This window comes from Bradyrhizobium sp. 141 (assembly GCF_023074055.1).
In the GTDB taxonomy this organism is placed as follows: Bacteria; Pseudomonadota; Alphaproteobacteria; order Rhizobiales; family Xanthobacteraceae; genus Bradyrhizobium.
The window spans coordinates 49,897-76,348 of the sequence record NZ_JADPKR010000003.1; the positions used below are offsets into that span (position 1 = coordinate 49,897).

Below are 26,452 nucleotides of genomic sequence, written 5' to 3' on the forward strand. Positions count from 1 at the left end.
TTTGATCGATGCCGCGGGGCCGATCCAACGCGACGGCGGACAGACGCGAAAGGCAGTTCTCGACCAGTCGGGCGGTTTTTGCTAGACTTTCCTGTAATGCGTCACGCTGGCGCGAATGGCTGACCAGTCACATACCTTGAAAATTTCAAAGATTTGCACTGCGCGAAAGTCCTCGAAAGCCTATGAGATCAATCAAAGGTCGTAGTGAGGCAACAAGTCTACTGTAAATCGTACAAGTGAGGCTCTTATCGTGACCAAGCGCTCTGAACCCCGGAAGGAAGCCCCAAATGTCGTCGGGCCTGAGGTGAGGCCGAGCGTCTTCGTCGTCGACGATGACCTCTCAATGCGCGAATCGCTGGTCAACCTATTTCGTTCGATCGGTCTAGATGTCGTTGCTTACGGATCGGCCCGGGAAATGCTCCAGAGCGAGCTCCCTGATGTTCCTAGCTGCCTTGTGCTTGACATCAGGCTGCCGGGATTGAGCGGCCTTGAGCTCCAGAATGAGTTAGCCAAACTGAAGATTCACATTCCCATCATTTTCATCACCGCTCATGGCGATATTCCGATGACCGTCAAAGCTATGAAGAGTGGAGCAATCGATTTTCTCAGCAAGCCGTTTCGCGATCAGGAACTACTCGATGGCGTAGTCGCAGCTATCGAACAGGATCGGAAGAGACGAGGTGTAGACAAGGTGGTCAGCAGGCTGCAGTCCTTGTTTGAGGCCCTAAGTCCACGAGAGCAGGATGTGTTGAAACTGGTCGCCGCCGGCCTATTGAACAAACAGGTAGCCGCGGAACTCGGGCTCGCCGAGATTACAGTCAAAATCTATCGCGGCCACGTGATGAAGAAGATGGGAGCTCGATCGCTAGCCGATTTGATCAGGATGGCTGAGAGGCTGGGAATTGGGACCGACCGTTTCAAGGTACAAACCTAAGTATGATTTTACAATTTCGTCGTACACGCGCACCCTTCTGCTGGCAGTCATGCTTCGGCCAGCGCCTTCGCCCAACTAAGAACAGGTCGTCTTGTCTAGGTATTCAACTGTTTCTGTTGTTGACGACGATCCTTCGATTCGTGCCGCACTGAACAACCTTTTGAAATCGCAGGGCCACATCGTTTATACGTTTGCATCGGCTGAGGAATTCTTGCGGTCGTCTCAATTGAACGACACGTCCTGTGTCATTGCAGACGTGCAGATGCCCATGATGAGCGGCTTTGAACTTTTGGAACAGATGCGAGCCCAGGGCCACACTGCACCATTCATCTTGATGACTGCCTTCGCAGATGATCGCACGCGAGCCCGCGCGTTGAGCGCGGGCGTAACCGGTTTTTTTGCCAAACCCTTTGCCGACCTGGAGTTGAGCGCCTGCCTCGATGCGGCGCTTCGCGAGCATCGGGGTGGAACGAACGCGTGAAAGATGGGGAGGCAGTCTGGACCAAGCCGCACCCGCGCGGCGCTTACGATGTCGATCAATGCGCGATTGCCCGTGCTTACCGCGTGCCAGTGGCGACCATCGCCTTTCTTGCCGCATTCCTGTCGTTGTTGTTGCACTTTCGGAATCTGGTTGAAGCACTTGCAACGTCGGGCTCCTGACAAGGCGCCTTTGGTATGATCGCGCAATCAGACGAGGCGAGGCCCTCATCGCTTTAACGAAGGAGCGCCCTACCTTCACTGCTAAGATCCTTGCTGAGCTTAGCGCGAAAGTGCCACGGCAGCGGCTTGCCGGCAGGACCTCGTTAGAACAAAGAATTCACCTGAGACTTGTGCGACCGCTCCAGATAGGTCGGGCACCGGAGTTTGTGGGAGAAGGATCCGACGATCGCGGCCAAAATCCCGCAGTCTGTCGAGACGATCGCTTCGGAATTCACAGAAACCGCAAAGACCGCATTTTGGATGTTGGGCTTTCGAAGGATCGAGTGGTGTACGCCAGACTCGCCAACTTGCGTTCGCTCCCAGCAACCGTTCGGCGGGCCGAAGCACCCGAAACCTACGCATCCGTTGCAAGGGCAACACAAATGCCACTGGTCGAAGCGATCTCAAGCCACGCCTTTGCTGCCGAATGCATCCACGCCGACCACTTTCCGGCGCCGGTCCCGGCCAAACGCAAGGCCAAAGCGGTGGCTCTGGACGCGCGATAAGCCCGCGCGCGGGGCCAGATCCGCGGCGGCCGTGTGCCTTCTACTCGCCATGAGCGTGAGCATCCAACACACGCTTCCGGCTGGCGGGCCCCGCCGTCGCCGGGAGCGCATCGGCCCCTCTGGCCGCGATGAACTTTTTCGGCCCACATACTTCCCCGTTTCCAAGCTAACCGCGCAGTATGCGCAAATTGTTCGATCGCGCGCGGCTAAGCAAACCTGCCCGCGAAAGACGACTTAGCCGGGGGGCCGTCGCTGGGGACGAAACTACTAGACGTAGTAGCTTTGTTCCGCCTGGTTCTCAGGTAAGCCGTTGGAGCTGATTTTCAGACGCGCTACGCATAGCCCAAAGGACGCCGAGAGTGCGCCGGAACCGTGCGCTCATGGTCTGCCAATCCTGTACGATGTTGGCCGCGCGCTTGTTCGTCGGGCAGATTTTCTTGTCGAGGAGACCACCACATGGTTGGAGCACACGGGGTGCGCAAAATGAAGACAGTCGAAATGCTAGAGTCCAACGTGCGCTCGTACTCACGTTCCTTTCCTGCTGTCTTCAGCAGGGCGCGCGGCTCGATTATGTTCGCAGAGGGTGGCCGAAAGGTCATTGACTTTCTGTCCGGCGCTGGAGCGCTAAACTATGGCCACAACAATCAGGAGATCAAAGCGGCAATCAGCGAGTATCTGGAGTCGGACGGGGTCGTCCACGGCTTGGACATGGCCACTCCAGCAAAGGTCGAATTCATGGAGACCTTTAGCTCTGTCATCCTTCGTGAACGGAATCTTTCCTACCGCTTTCAATTTACGGGGCCTACGGGAGCTAACGCTGTTGAAGCAGCTCTAAAGCTCTCGCGTAAGATCACAGGACGTCACAACGTCATTTCCTTCACGAATGGATATCACGGCCAAAGCTTGGGAGCCATAGCCGCGAGCGGTAACCGCTTTTACCGCAAAGCCAGCAGCATTCCCTTATCCGGCACAACGTTCATGCCCTATGATGGGTATCTTGGCTCCGCTCACAGTCCGGCGGATTACGTGCGAAAGGTATTAATAGACGAGAGCAGTGGCATTGATCTTCCAGCCGCCATTCTCGTCGAAACCGTGCAAGGAGAGGGAGGCATTAACGTCGCCGGTAAGGAATGGTTGCAGTCAATTCAGGCTTTGGCAAAAGAGGTCGGAGCTATTTTCATAGTTGACGATATCCAAATGGGCTGTGGCCGTACAGGCGAGTTCTTCAGTTTCGAGTTCGCTGCGTTGTCGCCAGACATTGTTGTAATGTCAAAATCGCTGAGTGGGTACGGTTTGCCACTATCGATGCTCTTGATCAAAGAAGCGATTGACGCATGGGAACCAGGCGAGCACACGGGGACGTTTCGAGGGAACAACCTTGCACTCGTTTCTGGCAAAGCGGCTTTGAATCTGTATTGGCGCAACCAGACGTTCTCGCAACAGGTCCGACGCTTGGGCGCATTTATGCGGCGCCGACTCGATGCCATCGCGCACCAGCACGGAAACAAGTTTGCTGTTCGTGGACGGGGCATGGTATGCGGATTCGATTGCAAAACGACCGAAATTGCAGAGGCGACGTCACATAGAGCGTTTGAGAAGGGACTGATTATCGAGCGATGCGGACCGACCGATCAGGTTGTGAAGTTCTTGCCTGCACTTACGATCGACCAAGAAACGTTGGGACAAGGCCTAGACATATTTGAGGAGTCATTGACCGAAACGTTGAATTCAGCCCAAGCAAGCTAAACTTGTAGGCACACGAGAGAAACTGTTGCTAGCGACAGCATCGCCGCACAAGTCACTGGCGTGAGTCCTTGCTTGCCGCCGAAATGGTCAGGAGTTTTGAAGCCATGATCATCAAGGTGACGTCTGAAGGCCAACGCTATCTGAGATCCGCCGAGTCGGCTTATGCGCGGAGAACGCCTACTGCCCTCCTCGGTCCACAATACGTGAGTGCGAGCAGCACTTTTACCATAGAACCTCGCACTCGCGAGCGCCTCTGGTCGAGCTGGCTTATCTAAGTTTCCAGTCTGAGGTCTGCCGAAGGTGAGCTCCTTGCCGCGGAATGGAGTCGAATGGTGTAAGTATGGCTTCTTGTTCGCCGCGTGCCCAGCCGCACGGGTGCGGACTTTGTTAGGTCCGTAGATTGTGCAGCAGCGATCTAGCCTGAGCCGTTTACAGCATAGGTGCAGCAGCAATCACTCCGGCGGCCGGTTTTGCGACGAAAGCCGTCAAGGAACGCGCGGTGGGGATGTCCCGGGTTCTGTTGAATTTCTGAAGAGGTCGGCGTTGCCCTCGAGCCGGTAGGCTCGGCGTGCTGATTCCACAAAGGAGAGCAACGCCATGACGAGAGATATCACACCGGCTGGTTGGCCGGCTACCGGGCTGTGGACGAAGCGTTTGCGAAAGTGCGGGCGAGCTTCGATCGGTTCTGCCTTGCGGCAGGGATCGAGGCGCTCGGCACCACGCGCAACGTCAAACGCTGGCGGGATGCCGGAATGGCCTTGCGATGGGTCACGGCTGGCGATCGAGGTCAACAAGGGCGTCCGACGATTGAAGAAGCATAAGCAATTATCGGTTCTGCGTGCGGCCCTTCAAGCTCACCACGATCGCAGGACGATCAAGCCCGTTGCCCACGTCACGAGGGCCGCGTAGCATTCATTCCGGCAGCGTCGACCCGGTTCAATGCCGATCGGGACATCCCCGGCGCGGTTCACGGCGTCAGTTACACCAAACCGAGCGAGCATCTCAATCAGAAAGGGTCGGTCCTCGGCTTTTGCCCCAGAACTGCAGAGCACCGCTATCCGTGTGCGCGCGTAGCACACTGCCGCAACCCCAATGTTGGCGTGCCCGAGTTCAGCTATCAGAAGCCCCTATTGGCGTGAGCGCCTCGGCGGCAAGCGAAGGTGACGGACCAGATGTCAACTATGCTGGGCCAACGGAAGAAGCCCGACGCATCTGCCGGGTCTGAGATGCGTCGGGCTGAGTGGGAGACTGAGCGCGACAGTCTTCCTCCCAGAACCGCGTCTGCAAATAGTATGCCGCGCCCGTACTGCTACACCAATACCTCAAATTAGATATCTGCTCTGCCGCGAAGTTCCGCGAGGCATTCAGAGACGCTCGGCCCACAGCTCGTTCTTCAAGGCCTAACAAGCTGAGCTTATTCCCCTTCCAAAAAGTCCCGCCATCACCTTTTGTTTGGATCAAAAATGAGGCAGAAGAAGCCGACAATGGGCCGCCGGCTCATCAACAACAGATATCTAGATGTTTGATACATTGCTACGCGTGACTGGAACGATCGCCCCGAGTTCGCGCACGACAGAGGCAAACGATCGAGATCTAAGCTTAGACTTCGCGAAAGGTGCGCTCATTGTTTTGGTGATCGTTGGGCACCTGATCCAGTATGTCATCTACCGAGACGACGGGTTTTGGTATTCGCCGTACTACAAATCGATCTATATGTTTCACATGCCACTCTTTATGGCGATAAGCGGATATCTTTCTTCTCGATCGCTGCTGCAAAAGTCGTTCACTCGAGCCGCCAGCGACCGTGCGAAGCAGCTCTTGCTGCCGATGCTGTTTTGGTGGACGTTCATGGAGACAGTTAAGCTGGCGGCATTGTGGCGCGCGACCAGCCTAACGAGCGGACTTTTGGAATTTGTAGACGATTTCGCTGGCACATACTGGTTCATCTGGGCCACGTTTGTTTCCTACCTTCTCATCAAGGTTTCTACCAGGCTCAACCAGCGATCGTGGGTCATATCTGGCTTAGCGATACTGGTCGCACTCGCGCCTCTGACATTCTCCATATCACCCCTGATCAGATTCACTTACCCATTCTTCTGCTTCGGCTTCTTGCTTGCTCAATCGAGAGAACGATGGACGAGTACATCGCGACATCACAAGCCGCTCCTGATTTTATTTCTCTCGATAGTGACTTGCGTATGCTTTCTAGCTTGGGGCAAGGACACCTATGTCTACAATAATCTTGGGGTAATTCACGATTTTCGGTCGGCTAAAGACGTGCTTCTGATGTTTGTTGGCTCTGCAGCTGCCTCAGCAATCGCTATCGAACTCCTGCTGCAATGCTGGAGCGTTAGCCATTCAAATCGGATGGCCCGCTTTATCGCTGTGGAGTTGGGCCAGACCACGCTGCTGCTCTACCTGGTCCAGGGTACCGTGTTCCGTCTCATGGATTTCGTACAGTTCGGAGAACTTTGGGATCTCACGACCCGGTTGATCATCGCGGGTATGCTCGGTGCCTCGATTATTGCGATCGCGCTAACGGTGCGCTCGATTCTTCGCGGCGTTCCATATCTGTCTCAGCTCGTCCTTGGAATGCCGCCACGCTCAGGTCTCCCGCAAGCCAAACCTGCAATGAACTAGCTGTATGCATTTGATTGTTTGAGTACGGCAGGGTATTGCGATAGCATCGACTTGTGACGCGGCCGGAATAGCGTTCGAACCCAGATCCGGCGGCGACGGCGTGCCGCCGGTCGAGCCGGTGATCGGCATAAGAGCAACCCCATCGAAGCGTGTATTGCTCAGGGTTTGTATGGCACCGGCGAACTCAGCCCATTGCGTCCATCCAATCGACTGTCGTGAGATGAGCTTCGCTGTACCAGTCGTCTAGCCGCCGGGTTTCGACCCAGATCTCGGCGATCGAACGTAATCCAATCACACTCGGCGAAATGTTTCTTCGAGTGCCGTACTGAATCCGAGACGTCCCAGTCGTTCGAATCTCCGTCTCGGCCCGCAGTTGCCCATGCACTACCTTGACTTGGAAGGCGTCCAGTTTACGATCGAGTCGCGCAAGCCGTCCGGAAGGCGATATGACTCCTGCGGCGCAGGGAATGCTGCGCTACGGACATCAGCTGCTCAGCGCAAGAGGCCCTCCTGCAGCAGCTGACGGCCCTCAACATAGACACGCACGAATTTGGGATGATGACTTCCTGCGAGCCCCAACACGTCGTGGAACACTAGAACTTGACCTGAGCAACTTGGACCCGCTCCGATGCCAATCGTTGGTATGCTCAGAGATTCAGTCGCCCGCGCAGCGAGCTCGGTCGGGATGCCTTCGAGGACAAGAGCAAAGCATCCGGCCTGCTGTAGCTGGTGCGCATCGTCAAGCAGACGTAGGGCATCGTCCGCGGTTCGACCTTGTACCTTGAAGCCACCCATCGCGTTGACGCTTTGTGGCGTGAGACCAAGATGACCCATAACCGGAATTTCGCAATTCACCAAGGCTCGGATCATCACGTTCAACTGACAGCTGCGAATGTGGCTCATGTTCGATCTGATCCGGCCCCCGCATGTCTCTGGAAATGGCCTTCCCCTTGGAAGAGCAAAAGGCATCTGTCAATAGGGAGGCCGAAAAGGCGCGTCACCGAGAACTTGGAAAGCACGAAGTTTCCAATGATTGCGCGGTCAGCAAACAAGATCTTTCAAGATGTCCTCTGCGCGGTGGTTCTGGGACTGGCCATCCAAACATTCTGCGCGTCAAAACGGCGGCCTGGAGACGACGCACGCGAGCGGCGACAGCGGATGTGCTTATGAGGCTCCGATCTACGTGTCAAAGCCGCTGTCGGCTCCTTAAGGCGGAATGTCTATTACCTCTCGCTGCTGACAAGGATGCTATGGCACTTAGAGCCGCGGCTTCGGCGGACTGCAGGCTCCGCAAACGACCGCGATCCAGGCGAGGGAGATAGGAAAGATGTACCAGCGCTCGCACGGCTGCCGCAAACTCCGGAATGCGGATGACGTGTCCAGCATCTTCGCGTCCGTAGACGCTTGATAAGACCTGCCGTCCAGGCAATCTCTTCTAATCGAAATAACGGCGGAACTTCCGCAACAGGCCGTCACCAATGGACGCATAACTTCATGGCTTTGTACCAAATTCGCGCAGGCATCCACACAGATGAACACGCAACCAATGGCGATGACGCGATCGGACTCAAACCGAACGCGCAATGACACTGTGGACCAGTGCCCGGCCGGCAGCACCCACATTGCAGATGCGAGGTAACAATCATCCATTTCGTAGGCGTCTATGGCAAGGCTCTCTCAAGTCGTTCGGGAAGCCGACGACAGCTCAGAATCCTTGATCTTGCGCTGCCGCGCGCGTCTTCAGGCCAGCGCATCGGCAGCGTCACAGATGCCGGCATATATTTCGTCCAGGTCTCCTGCTGTTACACAATATGGCGGCATCACATAAATCGTATTACCGAGTGGACGCAGCAAGAGATTGCGATCTTTAAAGAAGGCGTGAAGCCTCGGGCCGACGCCTGCGAGATAGCCGGTATCTCTCGTCTTCAGATCGAGTGCTGTGATGGTGCCGCTACGGCGAACGTTTGCAAAGCGCGGATCGGCGCGGAATCCTTCAATTGCCTGCTCTTGCATGGTTGCGACCGCAGCGATGCGCCGGTGACATTCTTGGTCTTTCCACAGATCCAGGTTAGCTTTGGCGGCGGCACAGGCCACCGGATTTGCCGTGTACGAACTCGAGTGAAAGAATGTGCGCGTACGGTCTTTTGAATAATGGGCATCGAAAATCTCTGCTCGGCAGAGTGTCACCGCGAGCGGCAGCGCCCCTCCCGTGAGACCCTTCGAATAGCACGCTATATCTGGCACAACATTGGCCTGCTCACAGGCGAAGATTGTTCCGGTGCGGCCCCAGCCCGTCATGACCTCATCGGCAATGAACAGAACGTCCAACGCCTCGCAGATCCGCTTCATCTCTCTTAACACCCAAGCTGGGTACATCAGCATTCCGCCTGCCCCTAACACCAGAGGCTCGACAATAAAGGCTGCGGGATTTTCGTTCCGACATGCTGACTCAAGCGCATCGAGCGTCGCCCGCTCACGACCGCTCGCAGGGAACGGGATTGAGGTCACGTCGAACAGGAGAGGTCCGTACGCCGCGTTGAAGACACCGCGGGCACCAACTGACATTGCGCCGAACGTGTCCCCGTGATAGGAGTGCTGCATGACAACGATGCGTGTTCGCTGTTCGCCTATATTGTGCCAATAACCGAGCGCCATCTTCAAGGCGACTTCCACGCTGGCTGAGCCACTGTCCGAGTAGAACACGTGGTCCAAGCCTCGGGGTGTGAGTTTCAAAAGGAGCCGAGCGACCTCCTCGGCCGGATCATGCGTGTAGCCGGCGAAAATGATTTGGTTCAGCTTGCCGGCCTGTTCCTGAATCGCGCTCACGATCTGCGGATGGCAATGGCCGTGAGTGACGACCCACCAGGATGAGATTGCGTCTATGATTCGATGATCATCCGCAGTGTAGAGATAAGTACCATCGCCACGCACAACCTTGGTCATCTCGTTGTGAAGAGCATGCTGCGTGAATGGATGCCAAATTGGCCACGTCTTGTTTGGCTTCATGGCGCGAAATCCCCGGGAATAAACGAGCATTTGAAGACAGCCTGTAGGCTCTCTGCCGTCAAAGGAGAAATCCAGGGCAGCCGTCCTAACCAACGCACCCGCGCGATGTCACAAATTGCGCTCTCAGTCTCAGAATTTCTTTCCCCGATGAATGCGATCCCAAGAATGTCGATCTGGCGCTTCCGCAAGGCCTCTATCGAGAGCAGGGAGTGATTGATGGTCCCGAGTAGCGTGCGCGCGCAAAGCACGACGGGAAGTCGCCACCGCTCGAAGATGTCGATGTAGAGTGCACTAGAATTCAGCGGCACCATCAGCCCGCCAGCGCCTTCGATGACGAGCGGTAGCTCCCCGGTATGCGGCAGGACGAGCGAATCGGGGTCGATGCGAATTCCGTCTATTTCGGCGGCATGATGCGGGGAAGCGGGCGTTTTAAGGCGGTAACGCTCCGGAACGATCCGATCGGCCGGAAGACCGCTCAGTCGTAGGACCTGCTGGCTATCGGTCTCTCCTTCAACACCGGCCTGAATTGGTTTCCAATAATTCGCGCCGAGAAGATGGGCAAGGCCTGCCGAAAAGACAGTTTTGCCGATTCCTGTATCTGTGCCGGTCACCACGATCCGCTGAGTCATCGAGATCCGCCCCTCGTCTCCTCAGCGAGGGCATCGAGCATCGCACGCACCTCATCCTCTCCCACGTTGAGCGTCAGTGAAATTCGTAAACGGGCCGTGCCGGCCGGCACCGTTGGTGGTCTGATTCCTCGGATGTCAAATCCGCGAGCCTGGAGCGCGGACGCTAGCCTCATGGCGCGGGCATTCTCGCCAACGATATAGGGCAGGATCTGCGAGTTCGAAGGACTTCTCTCGCCTCGCGCAACCATCTCCCGATGCGTGAACGCGACAAGCTTCGCCAGCCGCTGTTGGCGCTCCGGCTCCTCCTGCAGGATCAACAGAGCCTCCCGTACGGCCACCGCCATTAACGGCGAAGGGGCGGTTGCGAAGATGAACGGGCGACAGCGATTGATTATGAAGTCGCGCAGCACGCCAGAGGCGGTAACAAGCGCGCCGGCAGCTCCCAGCGCCTTGCCGCAGGTATGAATAACCAGGAGATTTTCGCGTCCTTCATAGGGCGCTGTGAGCCCTCGCCCCTGCTCGCCGTAAACGCCGGTGGCATGAGCTTCGTCCACAACCAAGAACGCATCGTGCCGGTCCGCGATCGCGAGCAGGTCTTCAACCGGTGCGAAATCGCCATCCATGCTGTAGAGGCTCTCGACTACGATCCAGACCTGCCCCGCTCCGCCCGCGGCACGCCAGTCGCAAATTGCGCTTTCGATAACCTGCGGGTCGTTATGGGCGCTGATTCGGAACGCGGCTCGGCCAGCTCGTGCTCCTTCGTGAATGCTGGCGTGAACCAGGGAATCAAGGACGAGCAGGTCGTCCCGTTGCGGCAACGTTGTCAGCACCGCAAAATTTGCGATATAACCACCGCCGAAGAAGAGGGCGGTCTGCGCGCCGAAGAACCGCGCCGCTGCTGCTTCGAGGCACTCGTGCTCCTCGCAGTTGCCGCGCAGAAGCCGTGATCCGCCGGCTCCGATCGGAGTACCGGCTTCGAGCGCGGTGACGATGGCTTTTTTCATGCGCGGCGCGCTCGCCAGCGCCAGATAATCGTTGGATGAAAAGTCAATCCCGGTGCGCGGCCCGAGACTCCGCAGGCGGTCGTCGTCTTTAAGCGCATCTAAGCCTGCCGCATAGCTGGCGACTTTACTCGCAATGATGGAATTCATTCTTCACTCGCTGAGCAAGGATCAACTGGCCGCCAAGGACAGGGTCTTCCGGCGGTTAGCTTGTTGGAGTCAAACCGGCACGATGCGATTTTCTCGATCAGCCAGCACAATGCGCGGCCTGAAGATTCTTGCATCCGCCTCGTCAAGTGAGGCGTATGCAACGATACTTATCTTATCTCAGGGGCATCGCCAGTCGCGCCGCCGCACCGTTCACGTCTATACCGTGCCGGACCCTTGTGGCGCTTCTGTCACAAACGTTGCAAAGCGTGCCCCGTCTCGAGGTTGTAGAGTTCGACGCGTTCGTTAATCAGGATACCGGCCGCGTCCAGCAGTGCGCGATCAATCGAGATCGAGCCTTCATAGTGCAGGTCGGATTCGGTTACCGAGGCGCCATGAATCTTTCCCTTCATTAAGACAATCTGCATCTCTTACCTACGCTGATGGCTTGCGCGCAGCACGCCTATTGTTCTGATGGCTTAAACGAGTCCAGACGTAATGCCGAGCCGGGCTAGCAAACTTGCATCACGGTCAAGTCGCGGGTTTTTGGTAGTCAGCAACACATCGCCGACAAAGATGGAATTCGCACCCGCCAAGAAGCACAGGGCTTGGAGTTCATCAGTCATGTACTGGCGCCCGGCGGCCAACCGTACGACGCTCTTGGGAATCATGATCCGCGCGGTCGCCACCAGGCGCACCAGTGCAATCGGATCGGGACGCTCCGCCGTGACCTTCACCGGCACGCCATTCACCTCGTTCCACAGGTTGATCGGTACACTTTCCGGATGGTTGGGAAGATTGGCGAGCAGTACCAGCATGCCGAGACGGTCATCGACGTGCTCACCCATGCCAATAATGCCGCCGCAGCAGACTTTGATCCCCACCTCGCGCACGCGTGTAAGAGTGTCGATCCGATCTTGCAAGGTCCGGGCAGTGATGATGCTGCGGTAGAACTCTGGCGAAGTGTCCACGTTATGATTGTAGAAGTCGAGGCCGGCGTCGGCGAGCCGTGCGGCTTGCTTTGGCGTGAGCATGCCGAGCGTTACGCACGTCTCCATGCCAACACGTTTAACGGCGGCAATCATGTCGCAGACCTGATCGAGGTCGCGGTCCTTTGGACTGCGCCACGCCGCGGCCATGCAGAAGCGACTCGCCCCGGCCGCCTTGGCGCGCTGCGCGGCGGCGACCACATCAGCGCGATCCATCAAGCGGGTCGGCTTCAGGCCAGTGTCGTAATGCACGCTCTGTGCGCAGTAAGCGCAGTCTTCAGGACAGCCGCCGGTCTTGATGCTGAGCAGGCTTGCGGTTTCGACGTGGTTTGGGTCGAAATTTCCGCGATGAACGGTCTGGGCCTGAAATAGGAGCTCGGCAAACGGCTGCGCGTAAACCCCTTCCGCCTCGGCACGTTCCCAGTCGCGGCGGACCGGTGCGCCGTTGCGGCCGCTATTACCTTCGACTTCCACAGCCCCCCCAAGATTTTCGCTCGATCATACAGATGACACCGTCATGCGTAGGTCCGCAAAGCAACACTCTTGCCCGGTATTGACGAGAAATATCGCCGAGTTGCGCGGGCATGGCGCTCATATCAGGCTAATCGCCGCTCCTCATGCAGGATTTCCTCGCAGGATCGAGGCAAGCGCAACAACGCTCCTCGACGCGCCGCACTCAGGTAACAGCCGATGCGTACGGTCGTTGCGCCCCGTAGGAGCCTCTGCTGATACAAATGTATTTGGCCGCGCTCCGTGTATAGCGGATCGACGGATCTGCTCACCTGGCCGATTCCTCGATGGTGTGGTTATGCGCGTCACATTCCGCACAAGAAATGGTAGTCCGGACCAACCGACGCTGCGAGTGTTGCCTCCCGCCGCCTTCAGAAGCGCAGCGGGTTGGGCTCTGGGGCGCAGAGTGGTGCCCCGCGCGCCCTTGGCGGGCCTGTGGCCACCTAGGCTCGCTCGTCGCCCCTGACTGTGGTGAGCAACTCCGCTGGACTCTCGATCACGTCGCCGCGGCCCGACTTGGCATATACGCGGCGAGATCCGCTAAGACGTCGCACTCATCTGTGCAAACAGAATTGCCGCTTCGGATGGCCCGAGCCCGACGATGCCCACGAAGGCTGCCGGAGGCGTCGGAATGACCTGACGGGTCGGCCTCCAGAGATGCAGGCAATAGCGATTATTGTTCACATACTGCGAATGAGGAGGATGAAGCTGCATCACGCATTCCTCTTCATCCCAAAACATATCTTTGGCGAGGCACATCTCCTCCCAGTTTGGAGATCGCCGTGGCGTCGACACAGAGACATGCTCCCATCCCGGACGGACGAGGCCGATGATCTTGAGTTGGCAGCCACAAGGCCCCTGCACGAAGAAGAGACCCGAAGGACCAGACCCCGGTGCGGTGGCGAATCGGCCCTCGCGGACGCGCCCCGCTTCGAGTCTTTCTACAGTTTGCTTCCTCATGCGCCCTTCTTCTTTTGGCCGATAGAGTTGCATCCGGCACCACTCGTGTTGTCCGACTCGTACATCGAACGGCTGGTACCCCGGCATGGGCAGCCCCAACTACTGCTGATCATTTGCACCGAACTTACTCGGATGAAGAACATCGGTTCTGTCCGCATCGTTCACCGGGGAGTTCTCTTGGGTTCGTCTTTCGACATCTGATCTTTCTTCAATTTTCTCGTCATTCCCGCCTTCGTTGCGAACTTGGCCTCATACAGAAAATCTGCGCAGACATCTACGATGGCTTGTCTTGGCAAGCCGTGCCAGTAGGAGCTTCTGCTCGCCTCTTCGCCTAAACAGGTCCGCAACGTATGGCGTTGAGCAACCGTGCTTGGTGCAAGATGCCAGAATTCGACTGAAACGCCTCACAGCCAAAATGGCGGCGGAATTCGCGTGGCATGATCCGGCGAACCGGCTACTTTGTCACCCAAAGAAACGTCGCTGGCTTCAACACATGATGCAAAGCGACGCCAATGCCTCGCCAGTTCATCGAGCGAGAGGCTTTTAATTCGACGATCTGACGCTGGGCCCTCATCTCATTCCTTCTCATGTCTAGCGGTTAGCCGGCTTGCCGCCTGAGACACCGTCAATGCGTCATCTATGTGGCCGGCCACTGTGACTCAGAATGGATTCATGGTCAGAGGCTCGGACGCGCGGACCGCACTCGTTCAGCAGCCTCGCTCATTGGGCTTACCGCATGACGCAGTTTCGCAGTTCAGCCCTAGCGGGCTGTGAGCTCCAACGGAGAGACACCCGCGCCGCGGTCACAACGCGTTGACGGTGCAACCGTCCGCTCCGGTGGCGATCAGAACTGCCCATCAACCTCTTTTCTTTGCCGCCCCTCCGCGAGGCGAGCCAGTTTATCATATTCCTCAGCGACCTTGAGGAGCCTGCATCTGGATGTGTCGTCCTCGAGCGACTCCGCTTTTCTTCGCGTCGCTTCAGCACGGCCTCGCCAATGTTTGGCGTCTGAGAACAGCTTTTTTTGCGTCATGCGGAAGACGATGCAATTTTTAGATCAAGAAAATGCGACACATGCCCTACGTAAGATCCCGTAGGTTGGCTTTCGCAAAAGCACCTCATTTGCCGTTATCTGGCGCCCGCTCCGTTAATGTCTGAGAAGCGACAAGCCGCTCGCAGCAAACGCAAGCGAGGCGAGGCGCGCGAAATGCGCGACTCTCGATATTAGGACTTGAATCGTACGTAGCGTCAGATTGTAGGGTCTTCTTACAGCTGGCGACCGTGCTTGGCCGTACAACAGCTTCCGAGCGACACAATTTTGATTGTGTCATTTGGCGCCCAGATTGCAGAACGCCCGCGTTGCCCCGGGACGCCGCAGTGAGGCCGCCTCGGCATCTTTGCAAGCTGTCGCGATGAAGCCGGGCTGCAGGAGAACTGGATGCTAAGATCGGAGCACCATCGTCGCGTGGCGATTGCCCGATTCGAGAGATTGCTCACGCAGAGGTCCCCGTCCGGAGATCGGGGCCTCGCCACTCAGAGTAGAATGGAAGTTGGAGGCCATACTCATCTTACGTAGCCCTGATGTGGCCGCGGCGAACCTGCAATAGCTTGCTCACGCCGAAACAGGTAGCTGTAGGCATAGACGGTTGCCAGCATGCTCGCCAGAGATGCGTCAACTGGTCGCTCATGCCGGAGCCCCCCTTCGGGTGCCTCGATTGCCTCCGTCGCCGCCTCCATCGTGTTTTTTCGTATCCAACGACGGGCAACACGGCCTCCGGAGTAGAATGACTTCTGCCGCTTTGGCTACCAAGCAGTCGTTCAACTGATGGCCATGGAGCGCGCGAGGTCAGACCACAAGGAAATCTCGATCTATGCTCTGTCCGAAATGTCACACAGATAACTGGTGCGAGATTGCAATGCACGATCCCTGGAGCGGCCGACCAGTGATCAACTGCAATACTTGCGGTGAGTATGCCGAGTACGATTGCCTCCAGCGCAAAACAGCGCACGCGATCATCGCAGCTACCTTGGCCTGTAACGTGAGCATAGAGGACCAGCGCGATCCGCGGGCGGTTGCTGACAGGATTTTGGATGCGCTGGAGAATGCCGGCCTAACAATCGCTCGCGCCTCAAGATGAATGGGAGGAACGCCGATCGGCGCCGCTACGAGGCCCCGCCCGCCCATCAGAGAGCATGGCCAACTGCGCCGCTCGTTCCAACAGCCATTTGATTGCCTGCAAAACCGCCGTCTTTCCCCCGGCCGATCTGTAGTTGCAGGCGCCATAGCAACTCTTTGATACCAACAACGATTGTAGCAAACGCGCCAATCTGGACCCAAGCCGCGATGCTCTCAACGGGACCAGGGCTGAGTACCGCTTAGGCGCGGGCTTCCAACGTATGACGCCCGGCAAATCTTCCCACAAGTATCGAACCCGCGATGATCAACCCGGCGTGGCCTGCACCTGACGGCGCCTTTCGAGGTCCATAGTTCAAAGTTATCTAGAACGGCGGAGTCACTGTTGGGTGCCTTGACGGGAGTTTGGCTCATTGACCAGATTAACGCGCTGCCGATTGGTCTCGTTTCCTATTCTGCTCAGCCGCCGCGGCACCGACAACTCCCGGGAAGCAGCCCCATTATGATGGTGACAGCGGGAGAGCTCGGCTGGATAGACAAAGCCAATTCGCACAGACTCGACAGAGCATTCTAGCCATGGACGATTGATTCCGGCGCCGCGGCAGCTCCTATCCACACATTCAAGTTAGCTTGATTGATTCGCTTGGTCACTCGTAGCCAGCGAGGAGCAGCCACACAGCTGGGCGTAGCTATGCGCGCACATTCGAGCGGATCCGAGCTGCGCGTTCCGCAGACGACGAATACCGAAAGCCAACTGCCTTGGTGAAGCGCCTCCCGCCCTCCTCGCCTTGCGGCTGGCCCCTGGGGAACGAAGACGGGTTCGACATATTCACGCGATAAGCCCGCAGGGGGATTGAACCGTACGTAGCGTCAGATTGTAGAGTGCCCAGCTGGGGAGCACCAATGTTCGGTCGCTTCAGAATTCATGTGCTAAAGCGGAGCAGGACGATCGCTTGCGATGAGAGGTCTTCTGCCAAAGCGGCTGAGGATCGCGCTCACTGCGAAGACCGCTGTTTCTGTCCTGTCCACGCAGATCGCCGAGCCGTATGAAGACAAGATCGCCCGCATGTAAGAAGGACCAATCCAGCCTTGGAGGCTTCGAAATACGTTTGCGGGCACTGAGTGCCCAACCAGCCGCCGCGAGATTGATGCGGTATCCCGGAGCGGTCATGTGAGAGGACCCGATGGATCCAACAGGGTCTTGCTCGTCGATCACTGTGAGGGCCAATGCCGGGCCATTGTTGGCTTTAAGAATGGCGATCCTGGAACCGCGTATATGTGCGGCGAACCCGTTGTGACGGGACCTCGCCAAAAGCTGTCATCATGGTGCGCTTATCACCATTCCCGAATGCACGTCATGCCATGGTCGGACGGACGCAGCGTCGTTGAAGGAAAGCAGACTAGATGACCAACAGTAATCCGAGACGAGCGCGCGCAATTGCTAGGCATGGGCAGCAGTCAACGTGACGGCAAGAGAGCTGCCGATAGATCCGCGAGCTGGATCTGCTCGACGTTCAGGCCTGACGATTGCCCCAGGGCCGAACGCCTATCCAGGCAATGAGGCCCATCAAGACCTGACGAACGAGTATTGAGAAGCTCATGTGAGCGCCTTGGAACAGAAATGATGTGGAAGTTTAGACCCGCGAGCGACTGAAGATTGATCTCGGCACCTTGATTGAGCGCAACGCCGCGTTCGGACCCGATAAGCCGGCGATCCATTTCGAGGACGCGTCTCTAAAGCTTACGCTGCTTTCGGCGCATTCGAGCGGGGGGCACGTGGTTTAAAAGCCCGGGTCGACCGCTCCACGAGCAGCTCATCCGACTTCTTTCTGCCGAGGGGCTGCAAATCAATGGAATGGTCGCCGAACCGAGCACTGACCTTCTGAGCCATATCGTCCGCGCGTTAGACGCACCATTGTTGTTGTTTCCGTGGCCACGCGCGAGCAATGAACCGCCAGATGCTTTTCGCTACTGAATTCGTCCTTCGGGGGCACAGGGCACACTGATCGTCGCGATAAACCCCTTGAGGTCCCGTATAGCAGGTGCACTGGCCTCATTCATGCAGCGTTTTTCTGTGAACTCAAACAGCACAGAGGCAATATGCGCGCCTTCACTTTTGCTTGCCAGATCACCAACATGATTGTCCAGGGATGATAAGTACTGCGCGACAGAGAACGAATTTCAATGCTTTGTTTGCCCGGCTTGCTCGCAGTTGTACTGGATGAACAGCAAGACTGGAAAACTTTTGGGCAAGGACACGAAATGAGGGAAACTCGCTGGCTCGACGCGCGAGTTGAGCACGCAGGGACTGTGGAACGCTTCTCGGCCAAACGGGTCTGCTTATCTCCTATCCGCGGCGCAATTTCATTGGTCGCACCCACGCCGAGAAACGCCTGACGAAGGCCGAACGAAATCATCCGGACTGCAAACTTTCGTATAGTCCTTCAAAACCCTTTCAATGTGGAAGGTTTACCTCCGTACAGTTGAGCGATCGATGCAATGCCTATACAGAGCCCAGAACTCGGCAGTTCGAGAGCGTGACGCTTCCGCATTCGAAGAGGCCAGACGCGATCGACGTCGTCGATCGGGGACCGACATTAGCCTGCGCAGAGCAACGAATTGTCAAACCAACAGAGCAAACGGCGGGTCGCTCTAATCACCGGCGTGACTGGACAGGACGGCGCCTATCTCGCCGAACATCTGCTGTCGCTCGGCTATGTCGTGCACGGCATCAAGCGGCGCTCGTCCTCGTTCAACACTGCGCGGGTCGACCATCTCTACCAGGACCCGCATCTCGAGGACGTGCCGTTCCTGATGCACTACGGCGACATGACGGACTCGACCAATCTGATCCGCCTGGTGCAGCAGATCCGGCCGACCGAGATCTACAATCTCGCCGCCCAGAGCCACGTCGCCGTCAGCTTCGAGAGCCCGGAATACACCGCCAATGCCGATGGGATCGGCGTACTGCGGCTGCTCGAGGCGATCCGCATCCTCGGCATGGAGAAGGAGACCCGGTTCTACCAGGCCTCGACCTCCGAGCTCTACGGCCTCGTTCAGGAGATCCCGCAGAAGGAGACCACGCCGTTCTATCCGCGCTCGCCTTATGGCGTGGCGAAGCTCTACGGCTACTGGATCACGGTGAACTACCGCGAGGCCTACGGCATGTTCGCCAGTAACGGCATCCTGTTCAACCATGAGAGCCCGATCCGCGGCGAGACCTTCGTCACCCGTAAGATCACGCGCGGCGTCGCGCGTATCGAGGTCGGGCTCGAACAGACGCTCTATCTCGGCAATCTCTCGGCCAAGCGCGACTGGGGCCATGCCAGGGATTATGTCGAGGGCATGCACATGATCCTCCAGGCCGACAAGCCCGACGACTTCGTGCTGGCGACCGGCGAGATGCGCTCGGTGCGCGAGATGGTCGAGCTGTCCTTTGCGCAGGTTGGCCGCCGCATCGAATGGCGGGGCCAAGGCGTCGACGAGACCGGCGTCGATAGCAAGAGCGGCAAGACGGTGGTGAAAATCGATCCCACTTACTTCCGCCCGACCGAGGTCGATCTCCTCGTCGGCGACGCCAGCAAGGCGCAACAGGTGCTCGGCTGGAAGCCGAAGCGCAGCTTTGCCCAGCTCGTCGAGGAGATGATGGCAAGCGATCTGGCGGAAGCAAAACGAGAGGCGGCCCATGGCAAGCGCACCGTTTGACCTGAAGGGCAAAAGCGTCTACGTCGCAGGTCATCGCGGCATGGTCGGCAGTGCGCTGGTGCGCCGGCTCGCGCGGGAGGACGTGCAGCTCGTCACGGTCGACCGGCGCGAGGTCGATCTCTGCAACCAGGCGGCCGTGTTCGACTGGTTCGCGAAAACGCGGCCGCAAGTGATCTTCCTCGCCGCCGCAAAAGTCGGCGGCATCGTCGCCAACGACACGCTGCGCGCCGAGTTCATCTACGACAACATCGCGATTGCCGCGAACGTGATCCAGGCCGCGCATCAAAACGGTGCCGAAAAGCTGATGTTTTTGGGCTCGTCCTGCATCTATCCGAAGCTGGCCCCACAGCCGCTGCGCGAGGATTCGGTGCTATCAGGCCCGCTCGAGCCGACCAACGAGCCCTATGCGATTGCCAAGATCGCCGGCATCAAGATGGCGGAAGCCTATCGCAGCCAGTATGGCAGCGACTTCATCAGCGTGATGCCGACCAATCTCTATGGCCGCGGCGACAATTATCATCCCGAACTGAGCCACGTGGTCGCCGCGCTGATCCGCCGCTTCCACGAGGCGAAGGTCGCGGGCGCAAGGAGTGTCGCCGTGTGGGGCACCGGCACGCCACGGCGCGAGTTCCTCTATGTCGACGACATGGCGGATGCCTGCGTGCACCTGATGAAGAGCTATTCGGGACCGGAGCTGATCAATATCGGCACAGGCGAGGACATCACCATCGCCGAGTTCGCCCGTGTCGTCGCCGAGGTCGTCGGCTACAGCGGCGAGATCGCCTTCGACACCTCGCGCCCCGACGGCACGCCGCGCAAGCTGCTCGACGTCAGCCGTCTCGCAAGCCTCGGCTGGCGCGCGAGGACATGGCTTGTAGATGGAATGCGGCAGACCTACCAGGCCTTCTTGGCGGTATCGAGTACATCGGACAAAACGAGAGACTCATGCAGCTGCTAACTGCTGACGGCGCTCATTGTCCGATTGCCAGAAAGTTGCTTTAGGATCTTCCGGCGAATTCGACAGGCTCTATGTGTTGCTTGGAGCTCGCGCACCTCCGGGTGCCGCGTGCCCGATGGAGGGCAGGCACGGCTAGACTGGCCGATAACTATAGCGAGCGAATTGGTCAGGCGCGCCTTGCGGGACGCTCTGTTTTGAACTTGAGGTAAACTGATTAAATGTGCGGAATTGTCGGCATCTTGGGGCGCGGTCCGGTCGCGGATCGTCTCATCGATTCACTGAAGCGACTGGAATATCGCGGCTACGACTCAGCGGGCATCGGAACGCTCAAAGGAAACCATATCGAGCTTCGACGCGCCGAGGGCAAGCTGAGGAACCTTGAGACACGCGTTCGCTGCCATCCGCTCTCAGGCCATGTCGGGATTGGGCACACGCGATGGGCTACTCATGGCAAACCGACGGAGCACAATGCTCATCCGCATGCAACAGACAATGTTGCAGTCGTCCATAACGGCATAATCGAGAATTTCCGCGAGCTGCGAGCGGAGCTAAAACAGCATGGCGCCTGTTTCGCCTCTGATACAGACACCGAGGTGGTGACGCATCTCATCGACTTTTATCTGAAAGATGGCTGCTCGCCGCAGGAGGCAGTAAAAGCGTCGCTGCCGCGGCTAGTCGGCGCGTTTGCGCTTGCAATCCTGTTCAAGGGTCAACACGACCTCATGATCGGTGCGCGCAAGGGCTCACCACTCGCGATCGGGCATGGCGAAGGCGAAATGTATCTCGGATCGGATGCTATCGCGCTCGCGCCCCTTACCGGCTTGATCACCTACCTTGAGGACGGCGATTGGGCTGTGCTCAACCGCAACTGCAGCGTGGTCTACGACGCACAAGGCACAGTTGTCCGCCGGGAGGTGATGAAATCTGGCGCGTCGTCGGTTCTCGTCGAGAAAGCAAACTACCGCCACTTCATGGCGAAGGAAATCCACGAACAGCCAGAGGTGATCGGGCAGACGCTGGCGCATTACGTCGATATCGTCACCGAGAGCGTGGCACTGCCGCAGGAGCTTCCGTTCGACTTCAACGAGATCGGACATATCTCGATCACGGCTTGCGGTACGGCAGGCTACGCCGGCCATATCGCCAAATACTGGTTCGAGCGGCTGGCCCGTATTCCGGTCGAGCTCGATGTCGCCTCCGAATTTCGCTATCGTGAGGCGCCGATGCGCAAGGGAGATCTTGCTATCTTCATCTCGCAGTCCGGCGAGACGGCCGATACGCTGGCCGCGCTCCGCTATGCCAAATCGCAAGGCCTGCATACCCTCTCGATCGTGAACGTACTGAGTTCGACCATTGCGCGCGAAAGCGGGACAGTGTTGCAGACACTCGCCGGACCTGAAATCGGCGTTGCCTCGACCAAGGCGTTCACATGCCAGTTGGTCGTCCTGGCGGCGCTTGCGGTCGCTGCTGGCAAGGCGCGCGGTGAATTGCCGGAGAGCGACGAGGTCAATCTCGTGCGAGCGCTGATCGAAATTCCGCGGCTAGTTACAGCGGCGCTTGCCAGCGAGCCGCAGATCGAGAAGCTCGCACGCGACATCGCCAAATCGCGTGACGTGCTATATCTTGGTCGCGGCACGTCGTTTCCACTGGCTCTGGAAGGGGCACTGAAGCTGAAGGAGATCTCCTATATTCACGCCGAGGGCTATGCGGCCGGAGAGCTCAAGCACGGCCCGATCGCCTTGATCGACGAGAGCGTTCCCGTAATCGTCATTGCTCCCTGCGACCGGGTGTTCGAAAAGACCATCTCGAACATGCAGGAAGTCGCCGCACGCGGCGGCAAGATTATCTTGATAACGGACGTTCGGGGAGCCGCAGAGGTATCCATGGATTCACTCGCGACGATTGTGCTGCCGGAGATGGGTACGACATTTACGTCGATTGTCTATGCGATTCCGGTGCAGCTTCTGGCCTACCACACGGCCATCTTGATGGGCACGGACGTCGACCAACCCCGAAATCTCGCGAAATCGGTAACCGTCGAATAAGGCAAGGTGACGCGACCTGGAATTGTCGTGGTCAGATTCCGAATGCGCACAAGCCTCGGTCAGATCGAACTACGATGTGCCGCCCGGCTCTTGGCCCGATGCCACCGCATGGTTTGTGCCGGTTCATAGCCCTTGCTTACGGAGGCTGAGACTCATGTGCAAAATCTACGGCCAATCAGGTTGCGAGGCTGGCGTGGCGTTGCCTCCGGCAAGCAAGGAGTCGCGTATGGCTTATCACGGCATTCCGATTGCTTGGACCTGGTCATAATTCGTGACAAACATCCAGGTTTTTCATGCGGCGTGGAAGCCAGATGAACCTGTTCGATTGATCCAAACGAATGCCCGTTATCGCTGAGGAGGCCCGCTATGTTCCTCCCCCCTCAGCGCGGGTTTTGGACCGCATTCGGACCGCAGCGCCCCTCAAGTACAAGGCGTGCCTCGCTTCGAAGGACAACGTGGCACTTGCCGAGCATGGCGATCGGCGCTATCGGACGGGCTCCATCGCCAGCACGCTTACCAAATCTTTTCCGTCAAACCTCAGGTTAACTTGAGCAACTCGAGGCCAAATCGCTGGACATCGGGTGAGATGCTAACGCACCTCGGCCCCAATCGCAGGCTCGCGAGCTGTTCTAGCACGACATCTCACGGAGCTCTTCTCTGCCGCTCGTATGCCATGCATCTCGCCCTTCCTTTTCATTGCATGTCGATGCGCTCAATGAGAAATTCGGCCACGCCACAGACAACAACCTTGTCACCGAGAATTGCCCGAGGTTTCAGTAGCTTGACAGTCACTCCAGCGGCGCGAGCGGAATAACGCCCGAAAAACTGTGCGAGTTTGCGGCAATTGCCGAAAATATGCCGGAAACGTCAGGCGCTTACGGGTTGGTCGATAGTGCCCTGATGGCAGATTCGCGGCCATGAAACTGCACTCGGCTGGCGTGAGATTTTCTCCGGAACCGGCCATTTCAAACCGAGAGGAAACTCGCCATGTCACCAGCGTCCATCGCGCATGCGTCAAATGCCAAATCGCGCATTGGCGCCATCTTACGTGCGACGAGCGGCAACTTCCTCGAGCAGTTCGACTTCTTCTTGTTCGGGTTCTACGCCAGTGCCATCGGAAACGCGTTCTTTCCATCAGGAAGCGAAACCGCTTCACTGCTTAACACCTTCGGTGTGTTCTGGCTGGGGGCCTTGATGCGACCTGTTGGCGCGATTGTGCTTGGAGCCTATATTGACCGGATTGGCCGTCGGCAAGGCCTGATCATCACGCTTTCGATCATGGCTATTGGCACCGTCATCATCGCCTTTTGTCCCGGCTATGCAACAATCGGCATTGCCGCACCCGCCATCGTGCTGTTCGGACGGCTGTTGCAGGGCTTTTCAGCCGGCGTTGAGGTTGGCGGCGTTTCCGTCTACCTCTCCGAGATTGCCACTCCGGGCAACCGCGGCTTTTACACATCGTTTCAGTCCTCGAGCCAGCAGGTTGCGATCTTTGTCGCGGCTCTTATCGGATATTTTTTGAACGAAGCACTTCCGGCCGAAATGGTTGCCGCCTGGGGCTGGCGGATCCCATTCTTCCTTGGCTGCTTGATCGTTCCGCTTATCTTCTTCCTGCGCCGGACGCTGGAGGAAACTCCGGAGTTTCTGGTCATGAAGACCCACCCAACGGCCCGCGAAGTCTTTGCCTCCACAGTTGCGAACTGGCGCATTGTCATTCTCGGCATGATGATCGCGATGCTGACGACCACGACCTTCTATTTCGTCACGGTGTACACGCCTACGTTCGGCAAACACGTATTGCAGCTGTCCTCGCAGAACACGCTCTTGGTGACGCTTTTGGTCGCCGTGACGAACTTCATCTGGAACCCAATTGGCGGCGCGATTTCTGACAGAATCGGTCGGAAGCCGGTCTTGCTGACCATTGCCGGCCTTGCCTTGGTGACTGTATATCCGGCGTTGTCTTGGCTTGTGACCGACCCAAGCTTTGGCAAGATGCTGGTAGTGGAGATGATGTTCTCGTTCTACTTTGGCACCTATGGCGGCGCCATGTTGGGCGCTCTGGTCGAAATCGTGCCGAAGCACGTTCGCACAACCTGCTTTTCTTTGGCCTTCGCACTCGCCGCAGCTCTCTTTGGCACCTTTACGCCGCTCGCATCGACTTGGCTGATCGATCGGACCGACGACAAGGCTTCGCCGGGTTTCTGGTTGATGTTTGCAGCTTTGCTCGGCATTATCGCCGCACTCACGATTTATCCAGGAAACACCAAGAGAGTTGCGAAGCTGTCGCGACCCGAGCGGTCTAGCCGGGCCGTAAGCGCGCAATTTACCACGCATTAGCAGCGCGCCCACGGGGACCTTCACGTCCAAGACTAAACTGAACGGGGTGCGTGGCGGTCCTTGCCGTGATCTCACGGTGGTCCGCGTGCCACTCTGCGGGTCACGGTTCTTCCTATGCAATATCGAGCAGTATCGGGACGAGCCGTCGCTGATGTTGACCGCGAATGGCTGAGCACTATCGCCACGCTCGATTCGTTCTGTGGTCGAGCGGCGCGATGATAATGCTCGCACTTTGCGGTTCCTTGAAACACGGCAGAGCTCGCGCGAGGGAGATACATCCCTCGCGCGAACTCCACGTGCGCTGCCAAGCAAACTTAACGGGCACGTCTTGAGGCTGCATGAATTCCCCAGTGGACCGGTGTATCGCAGCTCGCCAAACCTTGGCGAGCGGTCGAAAAGCTTGAATCGTGCCTGGTGCACCGAGCGACGGGCCAATGCATGACCACGACCCAGGCCATCGCTGGCTCCGCTCGATCAGCCGCGACTTCACGCACCGCTAGTTTGCGCGGATGAGGTACCGCGCGCAAGCTGTGCGAGCTCCGTCTCGAGCGTAGGGTTGCGCTTGAACATGGCGTCGATCAACGCTTGCGCCGGCTGCTCGGCCGCTTCCACCCACGTCGCCTTCTCCGCTCTTGCGGAGGGCGCGAAGACACGCTTGACGACAGTCGGCGACCCCCTCAGACCGCATTTGGCCATGTCATCCACGCCGGCAGTTTGAGCGCTCCATTTTACGATTGAGGCACGGGCCGCACGCAAGGCATCGATCATTGCACCGCGGCGAATTTGATTGCTTGCCTCTAACATGCTGACGAGACAAGGAAGCTTGGAACGCAGCACCTGGACTCCTCCTTCGCAGCGCCGTTCCGCATCGATCGTGCGTACTTTGAAGTCCAACGCTTTGATTGTGGAAACATAAGTAAGCTGCTGGACCCCGAGCCTCTTCGCAATGCCAGGCCCCACCTGCGCCGTATCGCCGTCGATAGTCTGCTTGCCAGTGAATATGACGTCTGGTGGGCCATATTCCTTCCCGATATTGCGAATCGCGCACGCCAGCGCGTAACTCGTCGCCAGCGTATCGGAGCCCGCGAAACTACGATCAGTGAGCAGGACAGCACGATCGGCACCAAATGTCAGCGCCTTTCGGAGAGATTCTTCGGCCGACGGCGGCCCCATTGTCAGAGCAGTGATTTCGCCGCCGAACTTGTCTCGTAGCTCGAGCGCAGCTTCCAGTGCGAACAGATCATATGGGTTGATGATTGTCGGCACGCCCTGACGCATGATCGTATTCGTGACAGGATGCACGCGGATTTGTGCGGAGTCGGGGACCTGTTTGATGCAGACGATGCTGTGCATATGCTTCTCCTAAGATGTTGAGCAGGCTCCCCACGAATAGCAACTGTCATACCACCCCAGGCATTTCGCTGATGAGGGACGAATGCAATGGCTGGCGACTGACGGTGAGACCGTTGTCGGGACTGCGACGGGCTGCGCAAAGCGGACGTGATC

At 57.8% G+C, this 26,452-nt stretch carries 14 protein-coding genes and 3 pseudogenes; 9 read left to right on the forward strand and 8 right to left on the reverse strand.

Annotated elements, in window-relative coordinates; translation table 11 throughout:
- The first annotated feature begins 250 nt into the window (after positions 1-250).
- From IVA81_RS01665 to nolL, 5 genes and pseudogenes are all read left to right on the forward strand, one after another.
- A complete protein-coding gene (locus IVA81_RS01665; RefSeq protein WP_247311278.1) occupies positions 251-934 on the forward strand; it encodes a response regulator transcription factor in 684 nt (227 codons plus the stop codon).
- A gap of 91 nt (positions 935-1,025) precedes the next feature.
- The gene (locus IVA81_RS01670) at positions 1,026-1,415 is read left to right on the forward strand and encodes a response regulator (RefSeq protein ID WP_247311281.1); all 390 of its coding nucleotides are present in this window, start codon (positions 1,026-1,028) and stop codon (positions 1,413-1,415) included.
- A 1,207-nt stretch (positions 1,416-2,622) separates the two neighbouring features.
- Positions 2,623-3,885, forward strand: a complete 1,263-nt coding sequence (gene ectB / locus IVA81_RS01675) for a diaminobutyrate--2-oxoglutarate transaminase (RefSeq protein ID WP_247311284.1) — start codon at positions 2,623-2,625, stop codon at positions 3,883-3,885.
- Positions 3,886-4,604: 719 nt separating this feature from the next.
- Positions 4,605-4,794 (forward strand): annotated as a pseudogene (locus IVA81_RS01680) (IS256 family transposase); the annotation flags it as partial.
- 609 nt (positions 4,795-5,403) lie between these two features.
- Positions 5,404-6,525 (forward strand): nodulation factor fucose acetyltransferase NolL, encoded by a 1,122-nt coding sequence (gene nolL / locus IVA81_RS01685; protein WP_247311287.1) that lies wholly within the window; start codon positions 5,404-5,406, stop codon positions 6,523-6,525.
- A gap of 384 nt (positions 6,526-6,909) precedes the next feature.
- Here nolL and IVA81_RS01690 read toward each other — a convergent pair.
- The 7 genes and pseudogenes from IVA81_RS01690 to IVA81_RS01720 all read right to left on the reverse strand — a co-directional run.
- Positions 6,910-7,395, reverse strand: a pseudogene (locus IVA81_RS01690) (3-methyl-2-oxobutanoate hydroxymethyltransferase); the annotation flags it as partial.
- Between the two features lie 870 nt (positions 7,396-8,265).
- Positions 8,266-9,531 (reverse strand): adenosylmethionine--8-amino-7-oxononanoate transaminase, encoded by a 1,266-nt coding sequence (locus IVA81_RS01695; RefSeq protein WP_247311290.1) that lies wholly within the window; start codon positions 9,529-9,531, stop codon positions 8,266-8,268.
- Positions 9,528-10,160 (reverse strand): dethiobiotin synthase, encoded by a 633-nt coding sequence (bioD, locus tag IVA81_RS01700; RefSeq protein ID WP_247311294.1) that lies wholly within the window; start codon positions 10,158-10,160, stop codon positions 9,528-9,530. Before bioD ends, IVA81_RS01695 begins: the two co-directional genes overlap by 4 nt.
- Positions 10,157-11,311 carry an 8-amino-7-oxononanoate synthase gene (locus tag IVA81_RS01705; RefSeq protein ID WP_247311297.1) on the reverse strand — a complete coding sequence of 385 codons (1,155 nt, stop codon included), beginning with the start codon at positions 11,309-11,311 and terminating at the stop codon, positions 10,157-10,159. The genes bioD and IVA81_RS01705 overlap by 4 nt, the downstream gene beginning before the upstream one ends.
- A 69-nt stretch (positions 11,312-11,380) precedes the next feature.
- Positions 11,381-11,736 (reverse strand): annotated as a pseudogene (gene panD, locus IVA81_RS01710) (aspartate 1-decarboxylase).
- Between the two features lie 51 nt (positions 11,737-11,787).
- Positions 11,788-12,771, reverse strand: coding sequence for a biotin synthase BioB (gene bioB / locus IVA81_RS01715; RefSeq protein ID WP_247311300.1), 984 nt, complete (start codon positions 12,769-12,771; stop codon positions 11,788-11,790).
- Positions 12,772-13,347: 576 nt separating this feature from the next.
- Positions 13,348-13,800 carry a hypothetical protein gene (locus IVA81_RS01720; RefSeq protein ID WP_247311303.1) on the reverse strand — a complete coding sequence of 151 codons (453 nt, stop codon included), beginning with the start codon at positions 13,798-13,800 and terminating at the stop codon, positions 13,348-13,350.
- A 4,720-nt stretch (positions 13,801-18,520) separates the two neighbouring features.
- Here IVA81_RS01720 and gmd point away from each other — a divergent pair.
- The 4 genes from gmd to IVA81_RS01740 all read left to right on the forward strand — a co-directional run bounded on the left by gmd (position 18,521) and on the right by IVA81_RS01740 (position 24,946).
- Entirely contained in the window at positions 18,521-19,606 is a 1,086-nt protein-coding gene (gene gmd / locus IVA81_RS01725; protein WP_247311306.1) for a GDP-mannose 4,6-dehydratase, read from the forward strand.
- Positions 19,587-20,564 carry a GDP-L-fucose synthase gene (locus IVA81_RS01730; RefSeq protein ID WP_276578175.1) on the forward strand — a complete coding sequence of 326 codons (978 nt, stop codon included), beginning with the start codon at positions 19,587-19,589 and terminating at the stop codon, positions 20,562-20,564. Before gmd ends, IVA81_RS01730 begins: the two co-directional genes overlap by 20 nt.
- 218 nt (positions 20,565-20,782) lie before the next feature.
- Positions 20,783-22,609 carry a glutamine--fructose-6-phosphate transaminase (isomerizing) gene (glmS, locus tag IVA81_RS01735; protein WP_247311309.1) on the forward strand — a complete coding sequence of 609 codons (1,827 nt, stop codon included), beginning with the start codon at positions 20,783-20,785 and terminating at the stop codon, positions 22,607-22,609.
- A gap of 987 nt (positions 22,610-23,596) precedes the next feature.
- A complete protein-coding gene (locus IVA81_RS01740; protein WP_247311312.1) occupies positions 23,597-24,946 on the forward strand; it encodes an MFS transporter in 1,350 nt (449 codons plus the stop codon).
- 486 nt (positions 24,947-25,432) lie between these two features.
- Here IVA81_RS01740 and IVA81_RS01745 read toward each other — a convergent pair whose 3' ends face one another.
- Positions 25,433-26,299 carry an electron transfer flavoprotein subunit beta/FixA family protein gene (locus IVA81_RS01745; RefSeq protein WP_247311315.1) on the reverse strand — a complete coding sequence of 289 codons (867 nt, stop codon included), beginning with the start codon at positions 26,297-26,299 and terminating at the stop codon, positions 25,433-25,435.
- Between the last annotated feature and the right edge of the window lie 153 nt (positions 26,300-26,452).

Bases quoted from the DNA above. Each gene is read 5' to 3' on its own strand.
- ectB (WP_247311284.1), top strand. From the start codon at position 2,623: ATGAAGACAGTCGAAATGCTAGAGTCCAACGTGCGCTCGTACTCACGT.
- nolL (WP_247311287.1), top strand. From the start codon at position 5,404: ATGTTTGATACATTGCTACGCGTGACTGGAACGATCGCCCCGAGTTCG.
- IVA81_RS01695 (WP_247311290.1), bottom strand. From the start codon at position 9,531: ATGAAGCCAAACAAGACGTGGCCAATTTGGCATCCATTCACGCAGCAT.
- bioD (WP_247311294.1), bottom strand. From the start codon at position 10,160: ATGACTCAGCGGATCGTGGTGACCGGCACAGATACAGGAATCGGCAAA.
- IVA81_RS01705 (WP_247311297.1), bottom strand. From the start codon at position 11,311: ATGAATTCCATCATTGCGAGTAAAGTCGCCAGCTATGCGGCAGGCTTA.
- IVA81_RS01720 (WP_247311303.1), bottom strand. From the start codon at position 13,800: ATGCAACTCTATCGGCCAAAAGAAGAAGGGCGCATGAGGAAGCAAACT.
- IVA81_RS01730 (WP_276578175.1), top strand. From the start codon at position 19,587: ATGGCAAGCGCACCGTTTGACCTGAAGGGCAAAAGCGTCTACGTCGCA.
- glmS (WP_247311309.1), top strand. From the start codon at position 20,783: ATGTGCGGAATTGTCGGCATCTTGGGGCGCGGTCCGGTCGCGGATCGT.
- IVA81_RS01740 (WP_247311312.1), top strand. From the start codon at position 23,597: ATGTCACCAGCGTCCATCGCGCATGCGTCAAATGCCAAATCGCGCATT.
- IVA81_RS01745 (WP_247311315.1), bottom strand. From the start codon at position 26,299: ATGCACAGCATCGTCTGCATCAAACAGGTCCCCGACTCCGCACAAATC.